The organism is Idiomarina sp. D18, from assembly GCF_057748155.1.
Genome location: NZ_CM173240.1, coordinates 2,290,768 through 2,316,053, shown reverse-complemented (window position 1 = coordinate 2,316,053; position 25,286 = coordinate 2,290,768). Strand labels below are relative to the sequence as shown.

The following is a 25,286-nucleotide window of genomic DNA, read 5'->3' as shown; positions in this document are numbered from 1 at the left end:
GACCCATGAAGCGTTTAACTTCCGCCGTTGCACTTGCAACACTTTTCGCCGCATCTTTCGCTCAAGCGCAAGACTTTTCAATTAATGTGGGCGCTATTTCAGTGATTCCTGATGATAGCAGCAGCTCATTAAACACCGTAGAGCAAGTGGCAGGACTACCTGCTAATTCAACCGGTGTCGCCGTAAACACTAACACCCAGCTCGGTCTGACTTTTGACTATCAGTGGGAAAATGGTTGGGGTCTTGAATTGGTAGCAGCGACGCCATTCGCGCACGACATCTACGGTTCGGGTACGTTGAGTGGCTTATCGATTGGTAAGACCAAACATTTACCGCCGACCTTATTCGTGCAATACCATTGGGATACTGGCGTACAAGGACTTGAGCCCTTTGTTGGCGTAGGTGTTAACTACACCACGTTTTTCGATGACCAGGCATCGAGCGAGCTAACCCAAACGTTACAAACACTCGGTGTAGCGGGCGCTGACGACTCCGTAGATTTGGCGTTGTCGAACTCTTGGGGAGCCGCAATACAAGCGGGTGTCAACTGGAAGCTATCAGAACAATGGGGCGCGCAGTTAATGGTAAGCCATATCGATATTGATACCACAGCGTCGGTTCGTTTAAATGGTAGTACAATTGAGCAGACGGATGTAGCAATTGACCCTTATGTAGCGATGATTGCTCTACGTTATACCTTCTAGTTGTCATTTTACTGTCATACTGTAATCGCTTGGTCGCGCTATTCTGTATATTAAATAGATAAGCGGCCAGGCGTTTTTGTATGAAGTTCTATTTTAAAGAGTTGAGTTGGCTTTCGTTTAACGAGCGCGTGCTTCAAGAAGCCAATGACGAGGAAGTGCCCGTTATCGAACGGGTAAGATTCCTTGGTATATTTTCCTCTAACATGGACGAGTTTTTTCAGGTCCGTGTCGCCGACGTGCGTCGACGAATTTTCTTTGCTCAAACCGATGCACAGCGTAAAGACAGCGAACGTCTACTGCATCTTATCCAACAAAAGGTAGTGCAGTTACAGGAACAGTTCGAGCTGATTCACCGTAAAGTGATAAAAGCGTTGCGGGCTGAAAATATTATTTGGGCCTCTGGTGAGCAGGTTACAGAAGACGAAAAGGCAGGCTTACGGGAATATTTTGATAACAAAATAAAGCCACAAATTGTTCCCATCCTTATCAACGACACGACTGATTTAGTTAAAGTCATAAACGAAGACAAAACTTATTTACTGGCGCAATTGCAGCAATCTGGGCAACGTAAGTATGCTGCGGTGCAGATCCCCTCTCATGAGTTATCGCGTTTTGTTATTTTGCCTAAAAAGCGTGATAGTAAGTTGCGTAAAGTACTATTTTTAGATGATGTTGTTTTACTCAATTTGGCCAGTTTATTTAAAGGCATCGTGCCGTTTCAGTCTATCATTGCCTTTTCTTTCAAAATGACCCGTGATGCAGAGTACCGCCCCTCTGATGATATTGAGCAGAGTTTACTTGAACGTATGGAAGAAGGCTTAAAACAGCGCGAAAAAGCGGACCCGGTCAGGCTTGTCTATGATCGTGCAATGCCAATTCATATGTTGAACCTGTTGAGTAAGAAACTGCATCTCAATCAGTACGATGCCATGGTTGCGGGCGGGCGCTATCGTAATACGAAAGACTTTCTAAGTTTTGAAAACTTAGGTGGCAAAAAGCTCGAGCACCCACCGATTCCCGCACTGAAGCACCCGCGTTTTGAGCAGGCTGACAATGTATTTGATGCGATTAAGCGTAATGACATTTTACTCTACTACCCGTATCACCGGTTTGCACATTTTACTGAGGTAATTCGCCAGGCCTGTTATGACCCTCATGTATTAAAAATTCACATGTGTATTTACCGTGTTGCGCCTAATTCTAGGATTATTCATTCGCTCATGGAGGCTGTGCAAAATGGAAAGAAAGTCACTGTGATGGTCGAGCTGCAAGCGCGGTTTGACGAGGAGGCTAATATAGAATGGGCGAAGGAACTGACTGAATCGGGTGTGAAAGTGATTTTTGGTCTGCAAGGGCTCAAAGTGCACTCGAAGTTATTATTGATACATCGGCAAGAGGATCATGCTATTCGTCGTTATGGTGTTATTGGAACGGGGAACTTTCATGAAAAAACAGCAAAACTCTATACCGACTTTAGCTTGTTTACTTGTCATCCTGAGATCTGCTCAGACATTGAGAATGTGTTTAATTATCTCGAGCAACCCTATCGTTTTTACCCTTGGCACCAGTTGTTGGTGGCACCGAATAATCTGCGCACCCGAATTAACGAACTTATTGAGCGGGAAATTAACCACGCAAAGAATGGCAAGCCCGCGGAAATCTTTCTAAAGCTGAACAACCTAGTTGATAATGCGCTGATCGTACAACTCTACCGAGCGAGTCGCGCAGGCGTAAAAATTCGGTGTATTGTGCGCGGAATGTGTACGCTGCGACCGAATGTGCCTAAGCTCAGCGAAAATATCGAAATCATTAGTATTATTGATCGGTTTTTAGAGCATGCGCGTGTCTATATCTTTGGTAACGATGGTGATACAAAGGTCTTTATTTCGTCGGCTGATTTGATGACACGTAATGTCGATCATCGTGTTGAGGTCGCATGTCCTATATACGATCACACGGCACAACAAGATATACTGACGATTATGGACATGCAGTGGCGCGATAACATCAAAGCACGCCGCATCGATGCGGAACAAGTGAATGAGTATGTCACTCCAGTGTCTGAGCGTGGCAAAATCCCTCGTCGCAAGCGCTTGAGGTCACAGTTAAAAATACATGACTACTTTAAAAGCAGAGCCTATGACTCAAACAAATGACACGCAGCGGCTAACGTCTGACAGTCGAGAACACTTGGCGGCGCTTGATTTAGGCTCCAATAGCTTTCACTTGATCATTGGTCGAGTCATTGAGGGGCAAATTCAACCCATACATAAATTTAAGCAGCGAGTATCGTTGGCGGAAGGGTTAGTCAATAAGGGGATTAGTGTTGAGGCCTTTGATCGAGGCTTAGATGCGTTATCCCAATTTGCTATGCATTTACGAGATTTTGCGCCTGAACGCGTCCGTGTCGTGGCGACTCATACGTTGCGAGAAGCCAATAATCGCAAGGAGTTTATCCAGGCGGCTCGCCAGTTACTGCCGTTTCCAATTGAGGTCATTTCGGGTCGAGAGGAGGCGCGACTCATATACTTGGGTGTGGCACAAGCAGTTCCGTTTCGTGGTGTACGACTGATTATCGACATTGGCGGTGGTAGTACTGAATTTGCCGTGGGCCACGCTGAGGAACCAGAATTATTATTATCAAAAAGTTTTGGTAGTTTAGTGGTTTCTGAGCGCTTTTTTGCAAAAGGAAAAGTCACTCCCAAGCGTTTTAATAAAGCCGTATTGAGTGTGAAGCAGGAGCTTGAGCCGTTTAGTAAACAGCTTAAGAAAGCACGAGCCGAACAGGTATTAGGTACCTCAGGAACGATCAAAGCGCTGGCTAAGTGGATTCACGGTAGCACAGACGGTGATCTCACGATTACGCTCAAAGCATTGCATCAATTACGCGATAGGCTTTTAACTTTAAGGCATATATCGGAGATTAACTCGAGTGATGTTGAACAGCAGCGTATCCCCTCGATAGTCGGCGGGTTAGCAGTGCTTATCGCTGTCTGTGAAGAGATCGGTATTGATGAGCTCAGTTCTGTTGATGCAGCCTTGCGCGAGGGTGTGCTATTTGAACTTGCTGAACAGGCTGTATTTCACAAAGATATACGGTATAAGACGATTCAAAGCATGGCGGTTCGTTATCAAGTCGATGAAGCACAAGCCAAGCGGGTCCTTTCCTCGGCAGAGCTAATACTGGAAGGCGTAGGCAATACATGGCAACTTAATACACCCGATATCCGATTATTATTGGCCGGTGCGTGTAGCCTACATGAAGTAGGTATGAACATTAGCTCAAGCGGCATTCAAAAGCATTCAGGTTATATTCTAGCGAATGCCTATATGCCTGGATTTAGCTCTGATGAACAGCGTGTGTTGGCGATGTTGTGTCGTTATTATCGTAAAAAAATCATCGCTGAAGAGTTGACCGATTTTGCTCAGTTCGAGCATTTTACGGTGGCGCGCATGATAGTGGTGATACGCTTAGCTGTATTGCTTAATGCGAGTCGGCAAACTCACGAGGCGTTATGTTCGGTCTCGTTGAAGGGAGCAAAACTGATTCTTACCCTACAAGGGCCATTGGCAAAAAGTGCTATTTTAGAGGCCGACATTGCTCGCGAAAACAAGCACCTGAGTGTTTTAGGGTACCAACTGGTCATCGCTTAACTAACGCAAGCCACGGGCTCAGATCAAATCTTTGGTTAACTTTTGATCGGGATCAAATCATTTCCGACGCAAATTGGATAACGTGCCTTTTGAAATACTGCCGTTCGGGCAGCTATTTGAGTCAATTTGCGGAGGACTTGTGCAGGTACTTGTCTCAGTCACTAAACCAATTCAATTGTTTTTTAACAGTCTGCGTTTTAGAAATAAGTTTATCATTACCGGAATATTGTTATTTCTACCCGTGATCGTGCTGAGCCTGCTCATGATGTGGGACTCTTATCAGCGTCAACAAGCGGCGATCAGTGGACAGGCAATGGATATCAGCGACCCAAAGCAGGTAATTCTTTGGAACGCGGTTATGCTGGCCGGGATGGTCTTGGTGCAGTTGGTTGTCTTTACAGCAATGTATACTGGTATCAAGCGCTCTCTGGCTGAAGCGAATCGAATTTCAAATGCCCTGGCAAACGGCGATCTTAATAATACTGCCCAGCTCAAGGGGAGCGACGAGCTAGCACGACTCACCGAGCGACTCAACACGATTTCTGTTGAGACAAGCTATTCCGTACACGCGATCCGGACTGCAAGTGATGGTTTAAACCGTCTCGGGACGGCCAATTACGATGCAAACAAGGCGCTGGCAGAAAAAACGAAGCAACAGGCAGACACGATGTATCAGGTGTCGGCAGCGGCAGAACAAATGACGGCTGCTATTAATGAGGTATCAGAGTCGACACAGCGTGCAGCAACCAGTGCACATGAGAGCCTTAATGCTGCTAGCGGAGGACGTGAACGTGTTCAACAGTTAGCGCAACACAACATTACGTTAAGCGAAGATATTCTTCATTCTCAATCGGTTATCAAGAGTCTCTCTGAGGATAGCAAAGCCATCGGCACGATCTTAACCACTATCAATGACATTGCTGAGCAAACCAATTTACTGGCTCTTAACGCCGCTATCGAAGCAGCGCGAGCAGGGGAGACAGGACGTGGTTTTGCGGTAGTCGCTGATGAAGTGCGTAAGCTTGCTCATCGAGTACAAACATCAACTGGCGAGATCCAAAGTGTGGTGGAGCGTTTGGAGCAAAATACTCAGCAAGCGGTGAGCAGTCTCAACAATAATGCGCAACAAGCAGAGCGAGCTAAGTTATCAGCTGAAGAGGCGGAAGCTGCACTCGATACGATAGTCACTTTCACTCATCAGATTACTGACCTTAATACTCAAGTTGCTTCTGCGACTGAGCAGCAGGCAATGACGACGGCGACGATCAAAGAAGCGATTACTACTGCAACCGATGCAGCGAAAGAGGTCGACAGCTACTCTCAACATGCGCTTGAAAGCGCTGCGCAGTTAACAACGCTCGGCGGTGAGATACAATCATTAGGCGACCGCTATTCAGTCGACGCGCAAATAATCGAATCACGTCTGGCGCAGCAGGAAAAGCTAATTGAATGGTCGTCGCAATTTGACGTAGGCATTGAGGAGATTAATCGTCAGCACCAGCGATTGATTTACATTGCTAATGAGTTGTACCGAATACAGCAGCGAGGTGGCGACCGTCAGGCGGTCGAACGGCTGTTGAGCTCGTTGATTAACTACACTGCGACTCATTTTAGTTACGAAGAACTGTTGATGGAGCGCCACGACTACCCCGACCTGGATGCACATAAACACAAGCATCAGCAGTTGGTGCAGCAAGTCGTTGATTTTCGTAACCGTATCGAGCGGGGCGACCAAGTGGTCGGTGAGTTGCTCGAATTTGTGAAGCGTTGGCTATTGCAGCACATTCAGCACAGTGATAAAGCCTATCAAGCCCACCTGAATGATCGAGGGGTTCATTAACCCCTCGTCAATCTATCTACGTGGTTAAAAAGCGCTGATACCCGTTTGACTGCGACCTAAGATCAGTGCATGCACATCGTGGGTTCCCTCGTAGGTATTAACCGATTCGAGATTCATAACGTGACGTATCACATGATACTCATCGGAAATACCGTTCCCGCCATGCATATCACGCGCTTGACGAGCGATATCCAGCGCTTTGCCACAGTTATTGCGTTTAATAAGCGAAATAGCCGTTGGGTTAAGTGCGTCTAAATCGAGTTGACGACCCGCCTGAAGCGCTGCAAGCAAGCCCAAGCTTATCTCCGTTTGCATATCGGCTAACTTTTTTTGGATAAGTTGGTTTGCTGCCAACGGACGTCCAAACTGCTCACGGTCCAAGGTGTATTGACGCGCTGCATGCCAACAAAATTCGGCAGCACCCATGGCTCCCCAAGCGATACCGTATCGTGCTTTATTGAGACAGCTGAACGGTCCCTTCAGCCCGCGCACATTAGGAAGTCGTTGTTCTTCGCTGACTTCAACCTCATCCATTACAATTTCACCGGTAATCGATGCGCGTAATGAAAACTTACCCTCGATTTCCGGTGTAGATAAGCCTTTCATGCCTCGTTCTAAAATGAAGCCGACAATATCGTTTTCGAGTTTAGCCCAGATAACAAACACATCAGCGATAGGTGAATTAGTAATCCACATTTTTGAACCCGTTATGCGATAACCCGCCTCGGTTTTTATCGCCTTAGTTCGCATACTCGCAGGATCAGAGCCCGCGTCAGGCTCCGTCAAACCAAAGCTTCCGATCCATTCGCCGGTTGCCAGTTTAGGGAGGTATTTTTTACGTTGTTGTTCGTTCCCGAAGGCGTAAATAGGATGCATGACGAGCGAGGATTGAACGCTCATCGCACTGCGGTAACCACTATCGACGCGTTCGATTTCCCGAGCAATTAAGCCATAACTGACGTGATTTACACCGGCACCACCGTATGCTTCTGGAATGGTCGCACCGAGCAAGCCTAACTGACCGAGTTCTTGCATGATCTCACGATCAAAGCGTTCTTCGCGAAATGCAGATTGAACGCGAGGCATCAGCCTCGCCTGCGCATATTGATGAGCTGTTTTCTGTATTAACAGCTCTTCTTCAGTCAGTTGATGGCGTAAGTTCAGTGGATCTGACCAATCAAACGCAGGTTGTGGCATGATACCTCTCTTAAGTTTTAGTTCGCCATTTGTTTAAGTTCAGCTGGCGCTTGGATAAATAGAATCGACTGTTTGGTGTCGATGATATCCTTTTGTTTTAACGAGGAAAATACGCGGCTCACAGTTTCTACTGCTAAACCAAGGTAGTTCGCAATGTCAGTACGTGTCATGGGAAGTTTAAACTCATGACGGGAGAAGCCATGTTCATAAAGGTGGTCTGAAAGACCCATTAGAAATGAAGCAACCCGCTGTTCAGCTGTTGTATTGACCACGTTTAGATAATGCGTGTTACGTTGACCAATGCGATGACTGAGGAGTCTCAACAGATTTTTATCAACACCGGTGAAGTTTTGTGCGAATAAACGGTTAAGCTTTATTTCGCACAACATCGAGGTTTCCATCGCTTCGCAGTAGGTCACCGCGGCACCATTAGAAATAGACTCCATGCCAATGATATCGCCGGTTAAATGGAAACTGGTGATTTGTTGCTTACCTTCGCTGTCGATGGTGTAGCATTTCACGGAACCACTCTTTACCGCAAATAGTGAGTTAAGCGGTTGGTCAGGGCTGTATACCATATCACGCTTGCTATATACGTGAGGCTCACGGCTGCTTTTATCCAATTTATCGATCTCGCTCGAGACAAGACCTGCAGGCACGCATATAGATTGCATACTGCATTGGTTACATTGGATTGGGTTTCTCATACCTAACTCGCTTCGACGGTGATTCATGCGGCACATCTGACGTCCCCTTAACACCTATTGGTGTTGATATAGATCAGTATTAATCGTGATGCAGAGCGTAGCAAAAGCCTGCTTTGCAAAACTTGATCTATATCAAGTTGGTTATAAATTATCCGCTATCATTATATTACACGAGAATAACGCATTTGATGAATATTTAAATACTCATCGAAGCAGCTAGCAATTGTGCGTACAAGTAATTTGCCTGGGTTCGTGATAACTAAATGCTCTTCGGATAGCTTGACTAGCCCGTCATCAATAAATGGCTGTAGGCGCTGAAGCTCGTCGTGAAAGTGTTGAGAAAAGCTATTTAAAGACCACCGAGTCGAAAATTGTTGAAGATTGACTTCAAATTCACACAGTAATTGTTTTATCAGATCACCACGAATTTTATCTTCAGTGGTCGAGTGATAACCTTTAACGATGGGCAACTTATTTTTGATAAGCGCATTATAGTAGCTTTTTAAATCTTTTTCATTTTGCCAGTAATGCCCATCAATATGAGAAATAGAAGATACACCGAGCCCAAGTACTGCACTCTGATCCTTAGTGACATACCCTTGGAAGTTACGTGTGAGTTTTCCCTCTCGCTGCGCAATCGCCAGTTTGTCGTTGGGTTTTGCAAAATGGTCCATACCGATGAATTGATAATCCAGTCCTGTCAGGTGTTCGATGGCCTGTTTGAATAAACCTAACTTTTGCGCTGCCTTGGGTAGCCAGCTCTCTTTTATTTTGCGCTGTGCTGCGAATCGCTCGGGTAAGTGAGCATAGTTAAATAGCGATATGCGGTCGGGACTTAGGCGTTCAACTAAAGCCAGTGTATGTGCGAAACGGGCTTCTGTTTGCAGAGGCAGTCCATAGATTAGGTCAAAGCTAATCGACTCAAATCCGAGTGAGCGAGCATGATTGACTTGGTCAGCAACAAGCTTATAAGACTGCGTACGATGGATAGCGACTTGAACATCATTATCGAAATCTTGAATGCCGAAGCTTAAGCGGTTAAAACCTAGCGCCCTTAAGACACTGAGCTTATCATTATCACATTGGCGTGGATCGACTTCGATACTCAGTTCATCTATTGCTTGATTTGAACTGACGTCTTTAATTAACGCCATTAAACGTCTTAGTTGTGGCGTGTTCAAAAAGGTTGGCGTGCCGCCTCCCAAGTGCACACTGGCGATATCCTTTTTAGCGAGCACACTGCGATATAATTCTAACTCAGTGCCAAGCGCATCAAGGTATTCGTCTGCTTTATATTGATGCCGAGTAATCACTTTATTACAACCACAGTAATAACAAAGTGAAGCGCAAAACGGTAGGTGGATATAGAGCGAGATCGGCTTTTGATACTCGGCAACGACGTTTTGACAAGTCGCCGTATTAACGGACTCATGAAAGCTTAACGCGGTTGGATAAGACGTATATCTCGGTCCGTTAATATTGTACTTTTTTAACCAGTTCCATTCCCAGTGTTGCATACTGCACCTCTCGTTCTATCAATACGATGGCAGTTTAGCAGTTAAGTGTGGTGGGTTTAGACTCACCCTTGATTTGCATCAAGGGTGGTTTAAAAACGTTCAAACATGCTCTTTAGACTCTTTATATTCATCAAGGCACGCGAGCCATACAGCAACAACAAGTAAGATACTTCCCACAGTAATGCGCAGCCACATGGGTAACGGTATAAACCAAGAAATAAGATATCCACTTGCCATCATAAGGATGGCAATAATCTTATTGCGACGCCGTATTTGTCGATGTTCGCGCCAGGCAATCAGATCAGGGCCGTATTTAGGATGGTTTAACAGCCAAGTTTCCAGTTGTGGCCAGCCTTTACTGGCGGCCCATAAAGCGACAATAAGGAATGGCACCGTGGGCATGACCGGCAACGCAAGGCCGATGATGCCCAACAAGACAAATAAAATAGCAATACAACGCCAGACTGTGATGTACATCCACTTCATGGTAAACGCTCTATTTTTACGGTAGCCCGAGTTTACGCAAAAGGGGCTACTAAGACCAGTAGCGCTACTTCATGAAACGAATGGCCAATGGGTAGTCTTTGATAATGCCTTCTTTAGCATTTTTAGCGCCAAGAATGACGAATATGATTGAAAGCAACCCAAGAATGACGATGGGAATAAAAGTGAGTCCTAACGTGAACACTGCAAGCACTAAAAGTACGCTGGTATATATAGTAATACTTAGCAGCCAGTTGAAAATGACCTTACCGTGAGCATCGATATAAGGATCTTCTCGTTTCATTATCCACATAATCATGGGGGCTAGTAATCCGATTAGTGGAAGAATAAAAGTAGCGAACTGAGACAGGTGCATAAAAAATGCGTAGGTTTTTTCATCTTCAGTTAATTTTCGCAGATCATCGAATTCAGATTTGGAAGAGAGTTCGCTCTCACGACTCAGCTTCTCACGTTGCCGCTGATACTCTTCCTCTGAAATAGAACCTTCGTCTTTTAACTGATTGAGCACTCTTAATTTTTCATAATCCATAATTTGTCCATCTGATTGGAAAACGAGATATTAAATATCTATCCAATACGTAAAAAAGTCGGTAAGCTTATTGCTTAAAAAAGGTACGGAAAATGCTTAAACTGATTCGCTTATCACGTCCTAAACGACCCTTAATATGCGCGCTAATTTGGGCCTGCTCATTCGCTACGCCGGCGTTTTTGAATGCAAAACCAGTGTTCAATCAGTATCAACAGTCTGTGCCTACTGTCAAGGACACATTGGGTTACGAAATGGGCGCAAGAATTTCGTCACCTGACGCTATTTATAAGTATTTCCAAACTCTAAGCGAGCGCTATAGCGAGCGTGTGCGATTAATAGAATATGGCCGGTCATGGGAAGATCGTCCATTGTACTTCGTTGCTGTATCGGCACCTCACCATATTGCACAGTTAGATAAATACTCCCAGCGAATGGCAGCGTTCGGTGATCCGCGCAAAACCTCTGCTCGTGAAGCAGAACAGTTAATGAATAAGCTCCCAAGTAGTGTTTGGTTATCTTACGGCGTACATGGAAACGAGATATCGTCTCCTGAGGCCGCAATGATGACGCTGTATCATCTTTTAGCCGATACATCAGACGAAACAAAAAATTGGTTAGAGAATACTGTGGTATTTATCGATCCGCTACAAAACCCAGACGGCAGAGCGCGTTTTGTGAGTCGCTATTATGCCACCGTTGGGCTTACTCATGATGCCGATCGACGGAGCGCAGAACACAATGAACCTTGGCCGCAAGGACGCTCAAACCACTACTTATTTGATCTCAACCGTGATTGGATTGCGTTGACGCAACCAGAAATAAAAGGGCAAGTTGCAGCGCTTAAAGAGTTTCCACCGCTACTTTTTGTCGACTTGCATGAGATGGGGGGTGACTCAAGCTACTACTTTACGCCCGAGGCGCGACCTTACAACCCCTACATTACCGAGTCGCAACGCGAGATTTTACATTGGGTGGGAAGAAATAATGCGAACTGGTTTGATAACGCTGGCTACGATTATTACACGCGAGAAATTTTTGATGCCTTTTATCCGGGGTATGGTGCGAGTTGGCCGCTATACTCCGGTTCAGTAGCGATGACCTACGAAATGGCATCAGCGCGAGGACATACGTTCGCGCGCAAAGACGGAACTACGTTGACTTATTTAGACGGTGTTGAACGCCATTTCACAAGCAGCTTAGCTACTATTCAAACTGCTAGCGAGCGTCGTGAAGCATTGTTAAGAAGATATCGTGACTATCGAGTCAGTGCCGTGAATGAAGGGCGCGAAAGTGAGCAACGTACGTTAATTATTGCAGACTCCAAAAACGTTGCCGGACAACAGCGATTAGCGTCGTTATTGCAAGAGCACGGTATCGAGGTCACGCGTAACTCTAACGCCATTGATGCCTGTGGTAATCAATACCCAGAGGGAAGCTACTTTATCGATATGGCACAGCCGAATTACCGCCTCATTCGGGTTTTGCTAGACGAACAGATTAATATGGCGGGCGATTTTATCGAGCAGCAACAGCAGCGCAAGGCGAACTTATTAGCTGATCAAATATATGATGTCACCGGTTGGTCGTTGCCGTTGATGTTTAACGTCAATATCAGCGCTTGCGATGAGGTCGTACGCGTGCCAACAGCTCAGGAAAGAATTGAGCCGATTAAGCCGGGCACTGTCCATAATCTAGAGGCTCGTGTTGCCTTTTTGGTGCGGTCAGGAGATACGAATAGTAGTCGATTTATCGCCTCAGCGCTCCGCGCAGGCGTGAACCTAAAACAAAGTGAATTGTCATTTACGCATGAAAAAGCAGGCACTTTTGCTGCCGGCAGTGTGATTGTAACTCGCGCTGATAATCAGCGGAGCGATCTCCCGTCGGTGCTAACGCGTTTAGCTCGAGAGACAGGTGTCGATATCGTAGGAGTCGATAGCAGCTGGATTGTTAAAGGACCCAATTTTGGCTCCGAGAATGTGCAATCATTGGCAGCGCCAACTATCGCTATGGCGTGGGATGAGCCTGTTTCTTCATTAAGCGCGGGTCACACGCGCTTTGTCATTGAGCGACAAATCGGCTATCCCGTGATGGCGATTCGTACAACGCAACTGGTTCAGTCTGATCTGACCGGGATCGATGTATTGGTCATGCCGGAGAGTCAAGCGAGTTATTCAAGCTACTTCTCAACCGCTAGTGTGGAGAAATTACGTCGTTGGGTTGAGCACGGAGGTGTTCTCATTACCTTGGGGAGCGCCACAGGCTGGGCGGTAGAGGCGAACTTACTATCGACCCACATGGAGTATGCGGCTGACTCAGCTACCCCAGCAATGAATGAAGAGGAGACTTTGCAGACAGCGCAGCTGATTGAATCAGAAAGCCAACTGAAGGAAGTAGTGAAGGCGTCCGATAAACGCCCTGATTATGTTCCCGGTGCGTTGGTGCGAGTCAAGGTTGACCAGAATCACTGGCTAACCGCTGGCGTTCAGCGCGATCTCGTGGCAACGTTCACTGGGGATCAGGTCTTCGCTCCTTTGAGTATCGACGATGGACGCAATTTAGCGTGGTTTGCCCAACAAGAGGATGTGCTTGCAAGCGGTTTATTGTGGCCGGGAATAAAGCGACAGATTCCATTTAAGCCACAGTTAATGGTTGAACCCATGGGCGATGGAATGCTCATAGCCTATGCGCAATCACCGACTTACCGTGCTTACATGGATGGTTGGATACCTATTTTGACAAATAGTTTGTTTTTAGCGCCTGCAAAAACGCACTAATAGAGGACATGTTTTAGCATGGATTTAAACAAGGTCAGTGAAACGCCGAGTGATTCAGCTGAGGACGTTGTTAGTCAATTTACTGGGAAGGTTGCCCATCGGATATATTGGGGTGCGTTCTTAGTCACTTTACCACTGACGGTTATTCAGGCACTTGAGGGTAAGTGGCTCATGCTGGCATGGCTATGTGCTTTCTTGTGTTACACAGCTTTTACTGCATTGCGTGTAAAGAAAATGAGTAAGCGCCGTGGGCGCCACATTATTTTTATTACGTTATTGTGCGCCGCAGTGATGTACTCGACACTCGTTAATGGTATCCACGGTCTACTGTGGGCGTATCCGGTGATGGCTTCGATTGCTTTTTTGCTTGCGTGGAAATTAGCTATTGTAGTGACCGTGGTATTCGTCACACTGTTGACCGCTGTCAGCATTTATACCATAGAACCTGATGTTGCTTGGCGGGCTTTAGTCTCTCTGTTGGTGCTGATGATCCTCACTTTAACCTTGGTTAGATTATTGACTCGTATGCAACGTCACTTTACCGAGTTGGCGGTGACGGATACTTTAACGGGAGTCTATAACCGTAAGCAATTACAAACTGATCTTGAACATCTCGTGGCGCTAAAAAAGCGGCATGGTCGACCTATTTCAGCGGCACTATGTGATATTGACTATTTCAAAGAGGTGAATGATAAATACGGTCACTTTGATGGAGATAGGCTACTAATCCAGGCAGCGCAGCTGATTAAATCAAGTTTTAGGGCGTCTGATAAAGTATTCAGAGTGGGTGGTGAGGAGTTTGTTATATTAATGCCAGATACCGATCTTGAGGGCGCCACCCGAGCAGCGGAAAAGTTGCGTGCGACATTTTCAGCAAATCACTTTGAGTTGAAAGAAGACCCCGTCAATATGACGATATCGATTGGGGTCAGTGAACTTGAGAGTGAAGAGAATTGGCTGGCATGGCTAGAGCGTGCTGATAAGTTGCTTTATCATGCAAAAGACATGGGACGAAACCAAGTCCGTAATACGGTGCAGGAGATAACGTAATGGCGCAGTTTGGTGTGGTCGGTTTAGGGCGTTTTGGTGCACGGACCTCTTTAGAATTACTTAACTTAGGACATGAAGTCATCGGTGTTGATTCGGATGAGAAACGTGTCGATGCGTTGGCTGATCAATTAACACATGCCGCTATCGCCGATGTCACCGATGAACAAGCGTTGCGCGAATTAAACCTGGAAAGCTGTGACACGGTATTGGTTGCTATTGGTGAAGATCTGCAAGCTAGTTTGCTGACCGTCCTGCATTTGAAAAGCATCGGCGTTGAGACAATTTGGGCCAAAGCGACCTCAAAAGAACATCACCAAATACTTTCTAAGCTCGGTGTTTCAAGAATCGTCCACCCGGAAGAGGAAATGGGTATTCGTGTCGCGCAATCGCTAAACTATCCAATGGTTAACGAATACATGTCGCTGGGTCACAACTGGTTTTGTGTTGAGATCGCAGTGAGCGAAAACTTAGAGGGTAAAACAATCAACGATATTCTACCTGATGATGTTGATAATTTTCATGTCCTACTACTTAAACGTCGTGATGAAGTGCATGCAAGTCCTGACTTCACGAGTGAGTTACAGGGAAATGAGACAATGGTCATTGCGGGTAGCTTAAAAGCGCTCAAATCAATGGCTCCGAAGTTGAAATAATATGAAGTTGTGGAAGCCGTCACTCGCCTTTTTATATAAAACTTCTGCGCGAACCCAAAGCAAAGCGCTTAAAGCAAGCCCGCCCGTGGTGCTTGCTTCGGGCTTTGCTGTATTGATTCTCTTAGGCACACTTGCGCTCAAATTACCCTTTGCTACGGTTGTCCCTATTACTTGGTTACAAGCGGTGTTTACGGCAACGTCGGCGGTAACGGTAACAGGCTTGGTTGTAGCAGATACGGGGGGCGATTTTACGCTCTTCGGTACCAGTGTTATCGCAGTCTTAATTCAATTAGGCGGCATTGGCTTTATGACTTTTGCGATTCTGGCGGTGTCGTCGCTCGGCGGAAAAATATCAATTCAGCAGCGTTTGCTCGCCAAGGAAGCGATGAATCAAACCAGTCTTATGAATATCGTTAAAACGGCAAAAGCCGTATTAATACTCGCTGTGATTTGTGAGTTGGTAGCGGCTATTGCTTTGACGTTGTTATGGTGGCCTGAAATGCCACTTTTGAAAGCCTTTGGGCATGGTCTCTTCTACGCGATCTCTGCCTTTAATAATGCGGGTTTTGGGCTCTCACCCGATAGCTTGATTCCTTATGCGAGCAATGTGCCTATTAACCTCATTATCTCATGCTTGTTTATTGTCGGCGGACTCGGGTTTTCGGTCATTACCAACATGTATGAAGGAAGACGCTGGCGCAATTTTTCGGTATACACAAAAAGTATCCTGATTACCACGCTCGTTATTAACCTCGTATCAATGTTCGTGATTTATGGGCTTGAGCATAATAACCCCCAGACCTTGGGGGGGTTATCAAACGTTGGGCAGTGGACGGCTGCTTGGTTTCAAGCCGTGACCCCACGGACCGCGGGTTTTAATAGTGTGGATATTGGTGCATTAACTGATGCAAGCGCTGTATATATGCTTTTGCTGATGTTTATTGGTGGTGGCTCCATGAGTACTGCGGGCGGCATAAAATTAGGCACCTTCATTATTTTAATGCTCGCTACCTACACCTTTATTCGCCGTAGAGAGCATGTCACATTGATGGAACGTTCGCTCTCTCAAGAAGCGGTGATGAAAGCGCTCGCGGTGACGATGGTAACCATCGCAATGCTATTTATTGGTATATTTGTGCTAATGATTCTGAACAATCTGCCGTTTATAGATATAGCGTTTGAAGTTTTATCGGCTTCTGCAACCGTTGGGTTGTCCAGAGGAGTCACTGATCAGCTAACCCCGCTGAGTCAATGCATTATTATGCTTTTGATGTTTGCGGGACGCGTTGGACCATTGACTTTAGTTTATTTTTTAACAACCCCAAATAAAAGAAGAATTCGTTATCCACAAACCACAATTCAGGTCGGTTAGCGTGAAGTGGTGTTGAGAGATAGTAAAACATGTTGAAATCATTGAAGTTTACTCAAAAAGTTATTATTGCTGCATCGGCAATACTGGTGTTGGTACTCGGTATTTTTACGGCTACAAACTTTTGGCAGATGTCAGACCAGATACGCGAGGACCTGCGTACCCAGATAAATGCAATGTCCGACTCGGTATCAAACAATATTGCTCAGTGGCTGAATGACCGCATGCGGATAATTCAAGCGTCAGCGCAGTCTTATGACGCTTCTGATGATACGCAAGCAGCGTTACGTAAAGTCCAACAAGCAAAGCGATCGGGCGATTTCAAAAATGTTTACTATGGTCTGACGGACGGTCAGTTTATTCTTGATGACACAACAATTGACTTACCAGATGATTATGACGCGCGACAACGACCTTGGTATCAATTAGCGGTTAAGCAACAGCAGCCGACTTATACACAACCTTATATTGATGTAACCACCAACGAACTGACTATTTCTGCCGTTGTTCCAATGAAAGAGAACGGGCGTTTAGTGGGGGTAGCGGGTGGCGATATGATGCTCGATACTGTATCCGGGATTGTTAATAACACCGATTTTATGGGCTTGGGATTTGCCTTTTTGGTGAATAAAGAGGGTAAAATTTTAAGTCATCCGGTAACTGAAAATGTCGATAAGACGATTACGCAATACTTAGGTAAGGATGCGCGAATTACTAAAGATCTCGTTGATTATCAAATTAACGATCGCGAATTCATGCTCACTTTTCAGCCTGTTGAAGGAATTGATGGCGTAGATTGGTACCTTGCTGTAGCAATAGACAGTGAGAAAGCGTACGCCGACGTTGAATCGTTTGCATGGTCAGCGCTGATCTATCTGGTGATTGGTATTGTTGCCGTCATCCTACTTCTTAATGCGTTGTTATCGGTTCTGCTGAAGCCGTTACGTCAACTCAACTATGCAGTAACTGACTTGGCACGAGGTGAGGGCGATTTAACCCAGCGTATCTCGGTGACGAGTCACGATGAATTCGGTGTGGTTGCGTCTCGCATGAATGAATTTATCGAAAAAATTCAGTACGCGATTATGGATGTTCGTAAAGCGTCCCATCAGCTGGAAACCAATGTTCAGCAAATGGTGTCAGCAAATAGAGACTCAGTATCACTCGGTGATGAACAGTCCGAGCGCACCAATACGGTCGTGACTGCAATCAATGAATTAGGCGCCAGTTCAAGTGAAATATCCACAAGCGCGGGCAGTGCATCAGAGCAAGCAACGAGAGCAACAGAAATATCGGTTTCGGCACGTGAGGCTTTGAAGTTTAATATGCAGCAGATTACGACGCTCTCGCGCCGGATGAAAGAGTCGGTTGATGCCATTCATAGCTTAGACGAGAACACACAAAATATTGGTAAGATTGTCGAAGTTATCATGGGAATAACCGAGCAAACCAATTTGCTTGCACTGAATGCAGCCATAGAGGCTGCACGTGCGGGAGAAGCAGGGCGTGGCTTTGCTGTTGTTGCTGATGAAGTACGTAGCTTAGCTCAGCGCACGTCGCAGTCGGCTGGCGAAATTGAAACGATGATCTCGCAAGTCCGAGAGGGTACCCGTAAAGTGGTCGATATCATTAATGATAGTCAAGAAACCAGTGAGGCCTGTGTGGCAAGCGCCGATGAATCTACACGCCACATGAGCGAAATTGATCAAGTCATTGCACAAATTGATGATATGAATCATTCTGTTGCTTCTGCGACACAGCAGCAAAGCCAAGTGATTCGCTCGCTGGACCGTGATGTGACTGATATCAATGAAATGAATGAGCGTAGCCAGCACAACTTGAAGAAAACGCATCAGGCTTGTCAATCATTGAAAGGTGAATTTGATCGTTTAGAGTCCTTGGTCAGTAAGTTTAAATTGTCGTAACTAATTTAGGAGAAGGATTATGAAGCGCGCATGGTTAATTGGTGCCCTAGCAATGTTCGGTAGTACTGTCGTTGCGACGGCACAAGCTCAAGAGATGGCGCAGAGCCAAGCACCGAAAGATGCTCATGCCTATATTATTTCGCCACAAGATGGGGAAGTTGTAAATTCTACCTTTAAGGTTAAATTTGGCTTATCAGGCATGGGTGTCGCGCCCGCTGGCGTTGATGTGAAGAATACTGGACACCATCATTTGTTAGTGGATATGGATTCGTTACCACCAATGGATCAGCCGATGGGCGGTGATATCATCCATTTTGGTGGCGGTCAGACAGAGACAACGCTAACGCTTGAGCCGGGTGAACATACTTTACAAATTATTCTTGGTGATAAGAATCACGTTCCCCACAACCCAGCTGTTGTTTCGAAAAAAATCACCATCACTGTAAAAGCTGACTAATCGAGCTCAAGCTCGAGTTGAGTTTGTTGATTGGGATCAGGCAGAGTTACACTGATTCCAATCAATCTTACATGTTTTCCCGCGCCCCGTTGCCATGCCTCTTCAGCCAACTGATAATACAAACTGGGTGACACAAACCCGTGCCCTTTTGAAACGGTCGTCTGGTTGAAATCTGAAAACTTTAATTTCAGCGTTTGAGTCTTGATAGGCTGTTCGCGCCAATGGTCAATTTTGAGTCGTTTCTTTAACTGTGGCAGTAACTGTTGTTGTATATAATCTTGTACAGTACGGAGTTGCTGTATATCGGCGGGTAACGTTTGTTCAACGCCGACGCTTTTACGAATTCGGTCGACAGTCACAGGGCGTGGGTCGATACCTTGGCAACGTTGAAAGAGCAACCAACCTGCTTTTTCCCCTAGTATTTGTTGTAGCTGCTCAGTGCTTGCAGCCTGTATGTGGTGCCCGTGTGTAAATCCATATCGCGCAAGGGTTGCTTGGCTTTTCGGTCCCACGCCCGGGACACGTTTAAGCGGCAAAACGGCTAAATAATCAAATACGTTTTCTGGGGGCACCACCTTTTGCCCATTCGGTTTATTGTCGTCACTAGCAATTTTCGCAACCATTTTTTGATTAGAGATGCCCGCAGAACCGGTAATTCCAAGTTGACTGATTTCTCTCCTAATCGCCTCAACGGTAAGACTAGCACTGCCCTTGAAAGCATCATTTTCAGTCAGGTCGAGATAAAACTCATCGATTGATGCAGGTTCAACCAGCGGCGTGTAGCGAGCGAGTATGTCGCGGACTTGATAGGATAGCGCTTTATACTCGGCAAAGTTGGGTTTTACAAAAACAAGCTGAGGACATAGTTGGCGCGCTCGATGCCCCGACATGGCGCTGTGCACGCCAAAGCGACGGGCGATATAATTGGCCGTAGCCACCACGCCACGGTCGCCCCCGCCACCGACAGCAAAGGGACGATTTTGTAGGCTTGGGTCGCGTAACACTTCAACCGCCGCGAAGAAAGCGTCAAGATCAAGTAACGCAATTTTACGAGTCACTTCTTTCAAGTGTTTATCCTTTGAGCTTTTGTGGGTATAATCTCCTAGCACTGGGTATAGTGTACCAGCCAGATTCTTAGGAGACACTCGTGAAACGATTGACGACACTTGCACTTAAAGGCCTTTCATTTGGCTTGGCCGCCATGATTAGTTTTGGTGCCTCTGCCGCTGTTCAAGATGGCATGTCTAAGGACGCCATTGCAAAACGTATTGAGCCGATTGGTAAAGTCCGAGTAGCAGGCGAAAGCGCAGCTAACGAGGCCGCGGCGAGTGGACCTCGCTCAGGCGAAGAAGTATTCGGTCAGTACTGCACAGCGTGTCATACGGCAGGTGTGATGGGCGCCCCAAAAATCAATAACGCAGATGATTGGAAGCCGCGTCTAGCGCAAGGTATGGATACTGTCTTAAAACACGCGATTAATGGTTACAATGCGATGCCTCCGAAAGGTACGTGTGCTGATTGTTCTGAAGATGAAATCAAAGCTGCTATTGAATACATGACAGCTGAAATCTGATTATTACAGCGTGCCTCAAAGGCAGAATATGAGCCATCGCAAGTCGCGGTGGCTTTTTTGTATATATAAGCGGCAATTTCTTGCAACCCACTGGTTATAGTTTATACTTTACGTTTGTTAATAATTATAACAAGCCAATAAGAAAAACAACAAACAACTATAATTAGAAGTGATGGGTAGGGAGTCCCCGCAGCATGGCGGCAACGAATAGCCCGAATGATAATCAAACGGCGCTTGCTAAAGAAAATCAAAAGCTGACTAAGGTCATTGGACGCCTAAAGCGGCTTACGTATAGTTATCGCTCAGCAGAAGTCGTGCAGAAGGCGCTCTTTCGTATTTCTGAGCTTGCTGCGTCCGCACGCAGCATGGATAACTTCTACCAATCTGTGCATGCCATTATTGGCGAGCTAATGTACGCTCGCAACTTCTACGTTTGTTTTTATGAACCCGATAAAAAGGTTGTCAACTTTGCCTACTTCGTAGATGAACTCGACGAAAAGCAAGTGATCGAACAAATGCCTATGGAGTCCTTGGCACGCGGCTTAACGGGCTATGTAATGCGAACGGGTCAATCACTTCTTTGTCCTCCAGCAGTATTTAAAGAACTTATTCAGCAAAATGAAGTTGAGGAAATGGGGTCTGCCCCAATCGATTGGCTTGGCGTCCCGCTGATATCCGGTAACAGCGTGATTGGCGCGATGGTTGTACAGAGTTATCACGATAACCACCGCTATGATGAGAGTGACAAAGATCTCCTTACATTTGTATCCCAACATGTTGTTAATGCGCTTGAACGGCTTAAACAAAAGGAAATTTTACAAAAGGAAATAGCCCATCAAACGGCTGAGCTGCGTCATGCCAATGAAAGCCTCATGAAAGAAATAACCGTTCGAGAAAAGGTCGAGCAACAAACCTCAGTGTTATTTGCAATCTCAGAGCTGACCAACACATCGGAAGACATGGTTACTTTCTACGAAGCGCTACATAAGCAAATTGCGACACTGATTCATGCGGACAATTTTTATGTCGCGCTTGTGTCCACAGACAAAAAGTATATTCGCTTTCCTTACCATAAAGATGAACGAGACAATAAGGCCGAACGGCGGCGAATCGGAAAAGGACTGACTGAGTACGTCATGCGCAAGGCGGAGCCTGCATTCATTGACGCAGAACAACGTGCTCTGCTGACCCAAAATGGCGAAATTAATTTAACCGAAGATACAGGTATTGTTGCAAAGCAGTGGCTAGGAAGCCCGTTAGTCCTCGATGGCAAGGTGTTTGGCGTGATTGCCGTACAAACGTACGATGAGGAGTTTTTCTATAAGCACGAGGATCTTGAGTTACTTAACTTTGTCTCTCAACATGTCGCGGTCGCAATCGAACGTCGTCGAGCGAACGAAGAAATCCAACGGGTTAATCAATTCCTCGAGAAAAAAGTTGAGGAACGCACGGAAGAACTTGTTTCCGAGATCGAGCGCCGTAAAAAAATCGAAGCCCGACTGTTTCATGATGCGCACCACGATAATTTAACAGGATTACCGAATCGCGCCTTATTTACCGAGAGTTTGCAACAAGCGCTTGCTCACCAGAGGCGTCATCCAGAACACTTCTTTGCGGTCTTATTTTTAGACCTAGATCGCTTCAAAAATATCAATGATACGCTGGGACACTCGGCAGGTGATGAATTCTTACTCGATGTGAGTAAACGCATTCAAACTTGTGTTCGAGAGAATGATTTAGTTGCCCGACTTGGGGGCGACGAATTTGTTATTTTACTCGATACGATGTCTTCGGTCGATGATGCGCGTGAAATCGCTAAACGTATTATCTCGAGTTTGAATGCTCCATTTATATTAAACGGACATGAACATTATTCGGGCGCCAGTATTGGCATTGCTATTTGCGATGACTCTCAGGATTCTGTTGAACGTTTGCTGAGAGATGCAGATGCGGCAATGTACGAAGCTAAATCACAGGGTCGTGGTCGTTATGTGGTGTTCGATAATACCATGCACCGTACATTGGTTGAGTCGGTAAAACGCGAGCGCGCGTTGCGTCATGCCCGAATCGACCAAGATTTCTTCGTTGAGTTTGAAGCCATTGCAGATATTTCGGGTCGTCACAAACATGCATCAGAAGCTTTTCTGCGATGGAATATCGAAAACAATCGGGTAAAGACTTCGGATTATCTCGCTCTCGCTGAAAAAACAGGGTTGATCGTTAAGTTAGACCAATATCTGTTAAAGCGTTGCTGCGAGCACTTATTGAATACGGAGGTTGAAGCTGAACGTATTCATTTAAATCTCTCTGTGCGGCACTTGCTTAAATCCGGTTACATAAGGCAGTTGCTCAATATCGTCGAGCGCTATAAGGTCAACCCAGCGCAGCTGGTTTTAGAGTTTTCAGAAACAGCGTTAACCCAAAACGATAAACGCTCGGTAGCGAGTTTACGACGGTTATCTCAGGCGGGTTTCAAATTGGTTATTGATCACTTTGGTCGGGGCGCCGGACCACTACAATTTTTATACAATTACCCATTCTCTAAGCTTAAACTCGACCAAGACTATGTGCAGCGGCTTGAAACGAGTACTCGTGCTCGAGCAATGTTGCGTCACGTTGCCACACTGTGTGATGAGTTAGAAATTGAACTTTATGCAGCCGGCGTAAAAAATGAATCTTTGGCGAACATTCTCTGTGAATTAGGCGTAGAGTTTGGCCAAGGTAACTATGTCACAAAACGACTCAGGTCGCTGGAATCCAAGGCACCTAGCAAGGCTAACGGCACGCTAAGTTAAGAGGGTTTGTTAAGTGCGTTTTTAAGCATTTCTAAACCGCGCTGCCGGGTTGTTTCACGCTCTTCCTCGCTCGGTTTATGTTTGTCGTGCTCCCAAGAAATATCATCTTGCGGAAGTTCCAACAAAAACCGGCTCGGTTGAGGTTGAAATACCTCGCCAAACTGACGCCGCTCTTTTGCTAGAGTAAACACTAAACGATGTTGAGCACGGGTAATTCCTACATACGCAAGTCGACGTTCCTCCTCAATATCATCACCCTCAATACTACTTTGATGGGGAAGCAAGCCTTCTTCCATGCCAACCAGAAAAACAAAAGGAAATTCCAAGCCCTTGGATGCGTGTAATGTCATTAGCTGTACTTGATCAAACTGCTCGTCATCTTCATTGCGGGACATCATGTCGCGCAAACACAGCTTGGCGACTGCTTGCTCCAGTGATATTGGCTCGTATTCGTCGTTGCCCGCTAACATATCGGACACCCACTTATGCAACTCATACACGTTTTTAACGCGCATTTCCGCGGCCTTAGCGCTTGGGCTGGTTTCGAATAACCAGTCATCGTAGCCAATTTCCGCAAGCAGAGTGCGCACAGCGACGGCAGCACTGTCGTCATGATCGGCTTCCCGCGCAGCGTTTTTAATCATCTGAGCAAAGGTATCAACCGCGTTAAAGGTCTGCGTATTCAGTAAGGTCTTCAAGTGAATCGAGTCGCAGGCTTCTAGCAGGCTACAGCCTAGCTGCTTAGACAGCTCACCGATGCGTTGCACCGTCTGCGGACCTATCCCTCGACGTGGCACATTTATGATGCGTAGGAACGCAGTATCATCAGCAGGGTTAACCAGTAGGCGTAGATACGCCATAATATCTTTGACTTCCGCCCGCGCAAAAAACGACTGTCCACCAGTAATTTTGTAAGGAATCCGGTTGTTCATCAGCGCCTTTTCGAACAAACGAGACTGATGGTTGCCCCGATATAAAATCGCAAAATGATGATAAGGTGTTTTGCTTAAAAAGCGTTGCTTTACGATTTCGGCGACTACACGCTCCGCCTCATGTTCCTCGTTGCGGCCAAAAATAACCCGCAGGGATTCACCGTACTCTTTATCTGAAAATAATTTTTTCTCAAATACGTGAGGGTTATTTTCTATCAGAATATTCGCCGCTTTTAGAATACGACCGTGAGAGCGGTAATTTTGCTCCAACTTAACGACCTTCAAAGTAGGGAAGTCTTGCTGCAAAAGCGCTAGGTTTTGTGGTTGTGCGCCGCGCCATGAGTAAATTGATTGATCGTCGTCGCCAACTACAGTAAAGCGCGCACGCTCACCGACCAGTAGTTTGACCAAAAGGTACTGGCTCGTATTAGTGTCTTGGTACTCATCAACGAGTAAGTAGCGAAATTTCTTTTGCCAGCGAGCGCGAACGTGTTCGTTGCGTTGTAATAATTGACTCGGTAAGCGAATTAGATCATCGAAATCTACTGCATTGCATGCCAGCAAGTGTTTCTCGTATTGCGCAAAGACCGTAGCAAATTGTCGGTCATCTTCCGTCGAAGCCTCTTGCAACGCTTGCTCTGGCGATATCATGGCGTTTTTCCATTGACCGATACGGTGCTGACATTTTTGAATGACGGCTTTATCGCCTTCCCACGCATCTTCGGTAAGACCATTGAGCAGTGCATAGGTATCTTGATCATCGAACAAAGAAAATCCGGGCTTGAGACCGAGTGCGCTGAGCTCGCGTCGGATAATATTCAGACCGAGCGTGTGAAACGTGGATACTGTTAAGCCGCGTGCACCACCGGCCCCCATGGTTTGGTTGACACGCTCACGCATTTCGCGCGCGGCTTTATTGGTGAACGTAACCGCAGCGATTTGACGGGCAGTGTAAATATTTTCACGAATAAGATAAGCGATTTTTTCTGTAATTACGCGCGTTTTACCACTGCCTGCGCCCGCTAAAACGAGTAAAGGACCTTGCACATAGTGAACGGCTTGTCGCTGTCGATCGTTTAACATTATTAAGGCTCGGTTAGGAGTGG

Annotated in this window: 19 protein-coding genes; 12 read left to right on the top strand and 7 right to left on the bottom strand. The window is 46.1% G+C overall.

What is annotated here, in order from left to right; all coding sequences use genetic code 11:
- Positions 1-5: 5 nt before the first annotated feature.
- The 4 genes from AC3AP5_RS11155 (at position 6) to AC3AP5_RS11140 (ending at position 6,198) form a co-directional block, all read left to right on the top strand.
- Positions 6-704 (top strand): OmpW/AlkL family protein, encoded by a 699-nt coding sequence (locus tag AC3AP5_RS11155; RefSeq protein ID WP_272978309.1) that lies wholly within the window; start codon positions 6-8, stop codon positions 702-704.
- A gap of 80 nt (positions 705-784) precedes the next feature.
- A complete protein-coding gene (ppk1, locus tag AC3AP5_RS11150; RefSeq protein ID WP_272978310.1) occupies positions 785-2,860 on the top strand; it encodes a polyphosphate kinase 1 in 2,076 nt (691 codons plus the stop codon).
- Positions 2,844-4,358 carry a Ppx/GppA phosphatase family protein gene (locus AC3AP5_RS11145; RefSeq protein WP_487326717.1) on the top strand — a complete coding sequence of 505 codons (1,515 nt, stop codon included), beginning with the start codon at positions 2,844-2,846 and terminating at the stop codon, positions 4,356-4,358. Before ppk1 ends, AC3AP5_RS11145 begins: the two co-directional genes overlap by 17 nt.
- Before the next feature lie 139 nt (positions 4,359-4,497).
- The gene (locus AC3AP5_RS11140; RefSeq protein WP_272978312.1) at positions 4,498-6,198 is read left to right on the top strand and encodes a bacteriohemerythrin; all 1,701 of its coding nucleotides are present in this window, start codon (positions 4,498-4,500) and stop codon (positions 6,196-6,198) included.
- A gap of 24 nt (positions 6,199-6,222) precedes the next feature.
- Here AC3AP5_RS11140 and AC3AP5_RS11135 read toward each other — a convergent pair whose 3' ends face one another.
- The 5 genes from AC3AP5_RS11135 to AC3AP5_RS11115 form a co-directional block, all read right to left on the bottom strand.
- On the bottom strand, positions 6,223-7,395 hold the full coding sequence (locus AC3AP5_RS11135; protein WP_272978313.1) for an acyl-CoA dehydrogenase: 1,173 nt from the start codon (positions 7,393-7,395) through the stop codon (positions 6,223-6,225).
- A gap of 17 nt (positions 7,396-7,412) precedes the next feature.
- Entirely contained in the window at positions 7,413-8,102 is a 690-nt protein-coding gene (locus tag AC3AP5_RS11130; protein ID WP_487326716.1) for a helix-turn-helix domain-containing protein, read from the bottom strand.
- Between the two features lie 161 nt (positions 8,103-8,263).
- Positions 8,264-9,619 carry an oxygen-independent coproporphyrinogen III oxidase gene (hemN, locus tag AC3AP5_RS11125; RefSeq protein WP_487326715.1) on the bottom strand — a complete coding sequence of 452 codons (1,356 nt, stop codon included), beginning with the start codon at positions 9,617-9,619 and terminating at the stop codon, positions 8,264-8,266.
- Positions 9,620-9,718: 99 nt separating this feature from the next.
- Positions 9,719-10,105 carry a YbaN family protein gene (locus tag AC3AP5_RS11120; RefSeq protein ID WP_006953962.1) on the bottom strand — a complete coding sequence of 129 codons (387 nt, stop codon included), beginning with the start codon at positions 10,103-10,105 and terminating at the stop codon, positions 9,719-9,721.
- A gap of 64 nt (positions 10,106-10,169) precedes the next feature.
- On the bottom strand, positions 10,170-10,652 hold the full coding sequence (locus tag AC3AP5_RS11115; RefSeq protein WP_006953961.1) for a magnetosome magnetite crystal formation protein family: 483 nt from the start codon (positions 10,650-10,652) through the stop codon (positions 10,170-10,172).
- A gap of 92 nt (positions 10,653-10,744) precedes the next feature.
- Between AC3AP5_RS11115 and AC3AP5_RS11110 the strand changes: the two genes are divergently transcribed.
- From AC3AP5_RS11110 to AC3AP5_RS11085, 6 genes are read left to right on the top strand one after another with little or no spacing between them, the layout of a single operon-like run.
- Entirely contained in the window at positions 10,745-13,426 is a 2,682-nt protein-coding gene (locus AC3AP5_RS11110; RefSeq protein ID WP_487326714.1) for a M14 family zinc carboxypeptidase, read from the top strand.
- 18 nt (positions 13,427-13,444) lie between these two features.
- On the top strand, positions 13,445-14,476 hold the full coding sequence (locus AC3AP5_RS11105) for a GGDEF domain-containing protein (RefSeq protein WP_272978316.1): 1,032 nt from the start codon (positions 13,445-13,447) through the stop codon (positions 14,474-14,476).
- Complete coding sequence (locus AC3AP5_RS11100; protein ID WP_006953958.1) at positions 14,476-15,129, top strand: potassium channel family protein; 654 nt, start codon at positions 14,476-14,478, stop codon at positions 15,127-15,129. Before AC3AP5_RS11105 ends, AC3AP5_RS11100 begins: the two co-directional genes overlap by 1 nt.
- 1 nt (position 15,130) lies before the next feature.
- Positions 15,131-16,501: a TrkH family potassium uptake protein gene (locus AC3AP5_RS11095; protein WP_272978317.1), complete on the top strand. Its 1,371-nt coding sequence runs from the start codon at positions 15,131-15,133 to the stop codon at positions 16,499-16,501.
- Between the two features lie 29 nt (positions 16,502-16,530).
- On the top strand, positions 16,531-18,423 hold the full coding sequence (locus tag AC3AP5_RS11090) for a methyl-accepting chemotaxis protein (RefSeq protein WP_006953956.1): 1,893 nt from the start codon (positions 16,531-16,533) through the stop codon (positions 18,421-18,423).
- Between the two features lie 19 nt (positions 18,424-18,442).
- Entirely contained in the window at positions 18,443-18,880 is a 438-nt protein-coding gene (locus AC3AP5_RS11085) for a DUF4399 domain-containing protein (RefSeq protein ID WP_272978318.1), read from the top strand.
- Here the strand turns inward: AC3AP5_RS11085 and dinB are convergent.
- Complete coding sequence (gene dinB / locus AC3AP5_RS11080) at positions 18,877-19,938, bottom strand: DNA polymerase IV (RefSeq protein ID WP_242603635.1); 1,062 nt, start codon at positions 19,936-19,938, stop codon at positions 18,877-18,879. The genes AC3AP5_RS11085 and dinB overlap by 4 nt on opposite strands.
- A gap of 143 nt (positions 19,939-20,081) precedes the next feature.
- On the opposite strand from dinB, the gene AC3AP5_RS11075 reads away from it, so the two are divergent.
- Together AC3AP5_RS11075 and AC3AP5_RS11070 are read left to right on the top strand one after the other, a co-directional pair.
- Positions 20,082-20,453 carry a c-type cytochrome gene (locus AC3AP5_RS11075; RefSeq protein ID WP_487327311.1) on the top strand — a complete coding sequence of 124 codons (372 nt, stop codon included), beginning with the start codon at positions 20,082-20,084 and terminating at the stop codon, positions 20,451-20,453.
- A 194-nt stretch (positions 20,454-20,647) separates the two neighbouring features.
- Positions 20,648-23,248 (top strand): sensor domain-containing phosphodiesterase, encoded by a 2,601-nt coding sequence (locus AC3AP5_RS11070; RefSeq protein WP_272978319.1) that lies wholly within the window; start codon positions 20,648-20,650, stop codon positions 23,246-23,248.
- On the opposite strand, the gene rep is transcribed toward AC3AP5_RS11070, so the two are convergent.
- Positions 23,245-25,266, bottom strand: a complete 2,022-nt coding sequence (gene rep / locus AC3AP5_RS11065) for a DNA helicase Rep (RefSeq protein WP_487327310.1) — start codon at positions 25,264-25,266, stop codon at positions 23,245-23,247. The genes AC3AP5_RS11070 and rep overlap by 4 nt on opposite strands.
- Positions 25,267-25,286: the final 20 nt, after the last annotated feature.

Excerpts from the sequence above, each read along its gene's own strand:
- AC3AP5_RS11070 (WP_272978319.1), top strand. The coding sequence starts at position 20,648 with ATGGCGGCAACGAATAGCCCGAATGATAATCAAACGGCGCTTGCTAAA.
- AC3AP5_RS11145 (WP_487326717.1), top strand. The coding sequence starts at position 2,844 with ATGACTCAAACAAATGACACGCAGCGGCTAACGTCTGACAGTCGAGAA.
- AC3AP5_RS11135 (WP_272978313.1), bottom strand. The coding sequence starts at position 7,395 with ATGCCACAACCTGCGTTTGATTGGTCAGATCCACTGAACTTACGCCAT.
- AC3AP5_RS11090 (WP_006953956.1), top strand. The coding sequence starts at position 16,531 with ATGTTGAAATCATTGAAGTTTACTCAAAAAGTTATTATTGCTGCATCG.
- AC3AP5_RS11085 (WP_272978318.1), top strand. The coding sequence starts at position 18,443 with ATGAAGCGCGCATGGTTAATTGGTGCCCTAGCAATGTTCGGTAGTACT.
- AC3AP5_RS11155 (WP_272978309.1), top strand. The coding sequence starts at position 6 with ATGAAGCGTTTAACTTCCGCCGTTGCACTTGCAACACTTTTCGCCGCA.
- AC3AP5_RS11105 (WP_272978316.1), top strand. The coding sequence starts at position 13,445 with ATGGATTTAAACAAGGTCAGTGAAACGCCGAGTGATTCAGCTGAGGAC.
- AC3AP5_RS11100 (WP_006953958.1), top strand. The coding sequence starts at position 14,476 with ATGGCGCAGTTTGGTGTGGTCGGTTTAGGGCGTTTTGGTGCACGGACC.
- AC3AP5_RS11095 (WP_272978317.1), top strand. The coding sequence starts at position 15,131 with ATGAAGTTGTGGAAGCCGTCACTCGCCTTTTTATATAAAACTTCTGCG.
- AC3AP5_RS11115 (WP_006953961.1), bottom strand. The coding sequence starts at position 10,652 with ATGGATTATGAAAAATTAAGAGTGCTCAATCAGTTAAAAGACGAAGGT.
- ppk1 (WP_272978310.1), top strand. The coding sequence starts at position 785 with ATGAAGTTCTATTTTAAAGAGTTGAGTTGGCTTTCGTTTAACGAGCGC.
- hemN (WP_487326715.1), bottom strand. The coding sequence starts at position 9,619 with ATGCAACACTGGGAATGGAACTGGTTAAAAAAGTACAATATTAACGGA.
- AC3AP5_RS11075 (WP_487327311.1), top strand. The coding sequence starts at position 20,082 with ATGATTAGTTTTGGTGCCTCTGCCGCTGTTCAAGATGGCATGTCTAAG.
- AC3AP5_RS11120 (WP_006953962.1), bottom strand. The coding sequence starts at position 10,105 with ATGAAGTGGATGTACATCACAGTCTGGCGTTGTATTGCTATTTTATTT.
- AC3AP5_RS11130 (WP_487326716.1), bottom strand. The coding sequence starts at position 8,102 with ATGAGAAACCCAATCCAATGTAACCAATGCAGTATGCAATCTATATGC.
- AC3AP5_RS11110 (WP_487326714.1), top strand. The coding sequence starts at position 10,745 with ATGCTTAAACTGATTCGCTTATCACGTCCTAAACGACCCTTAATATGC.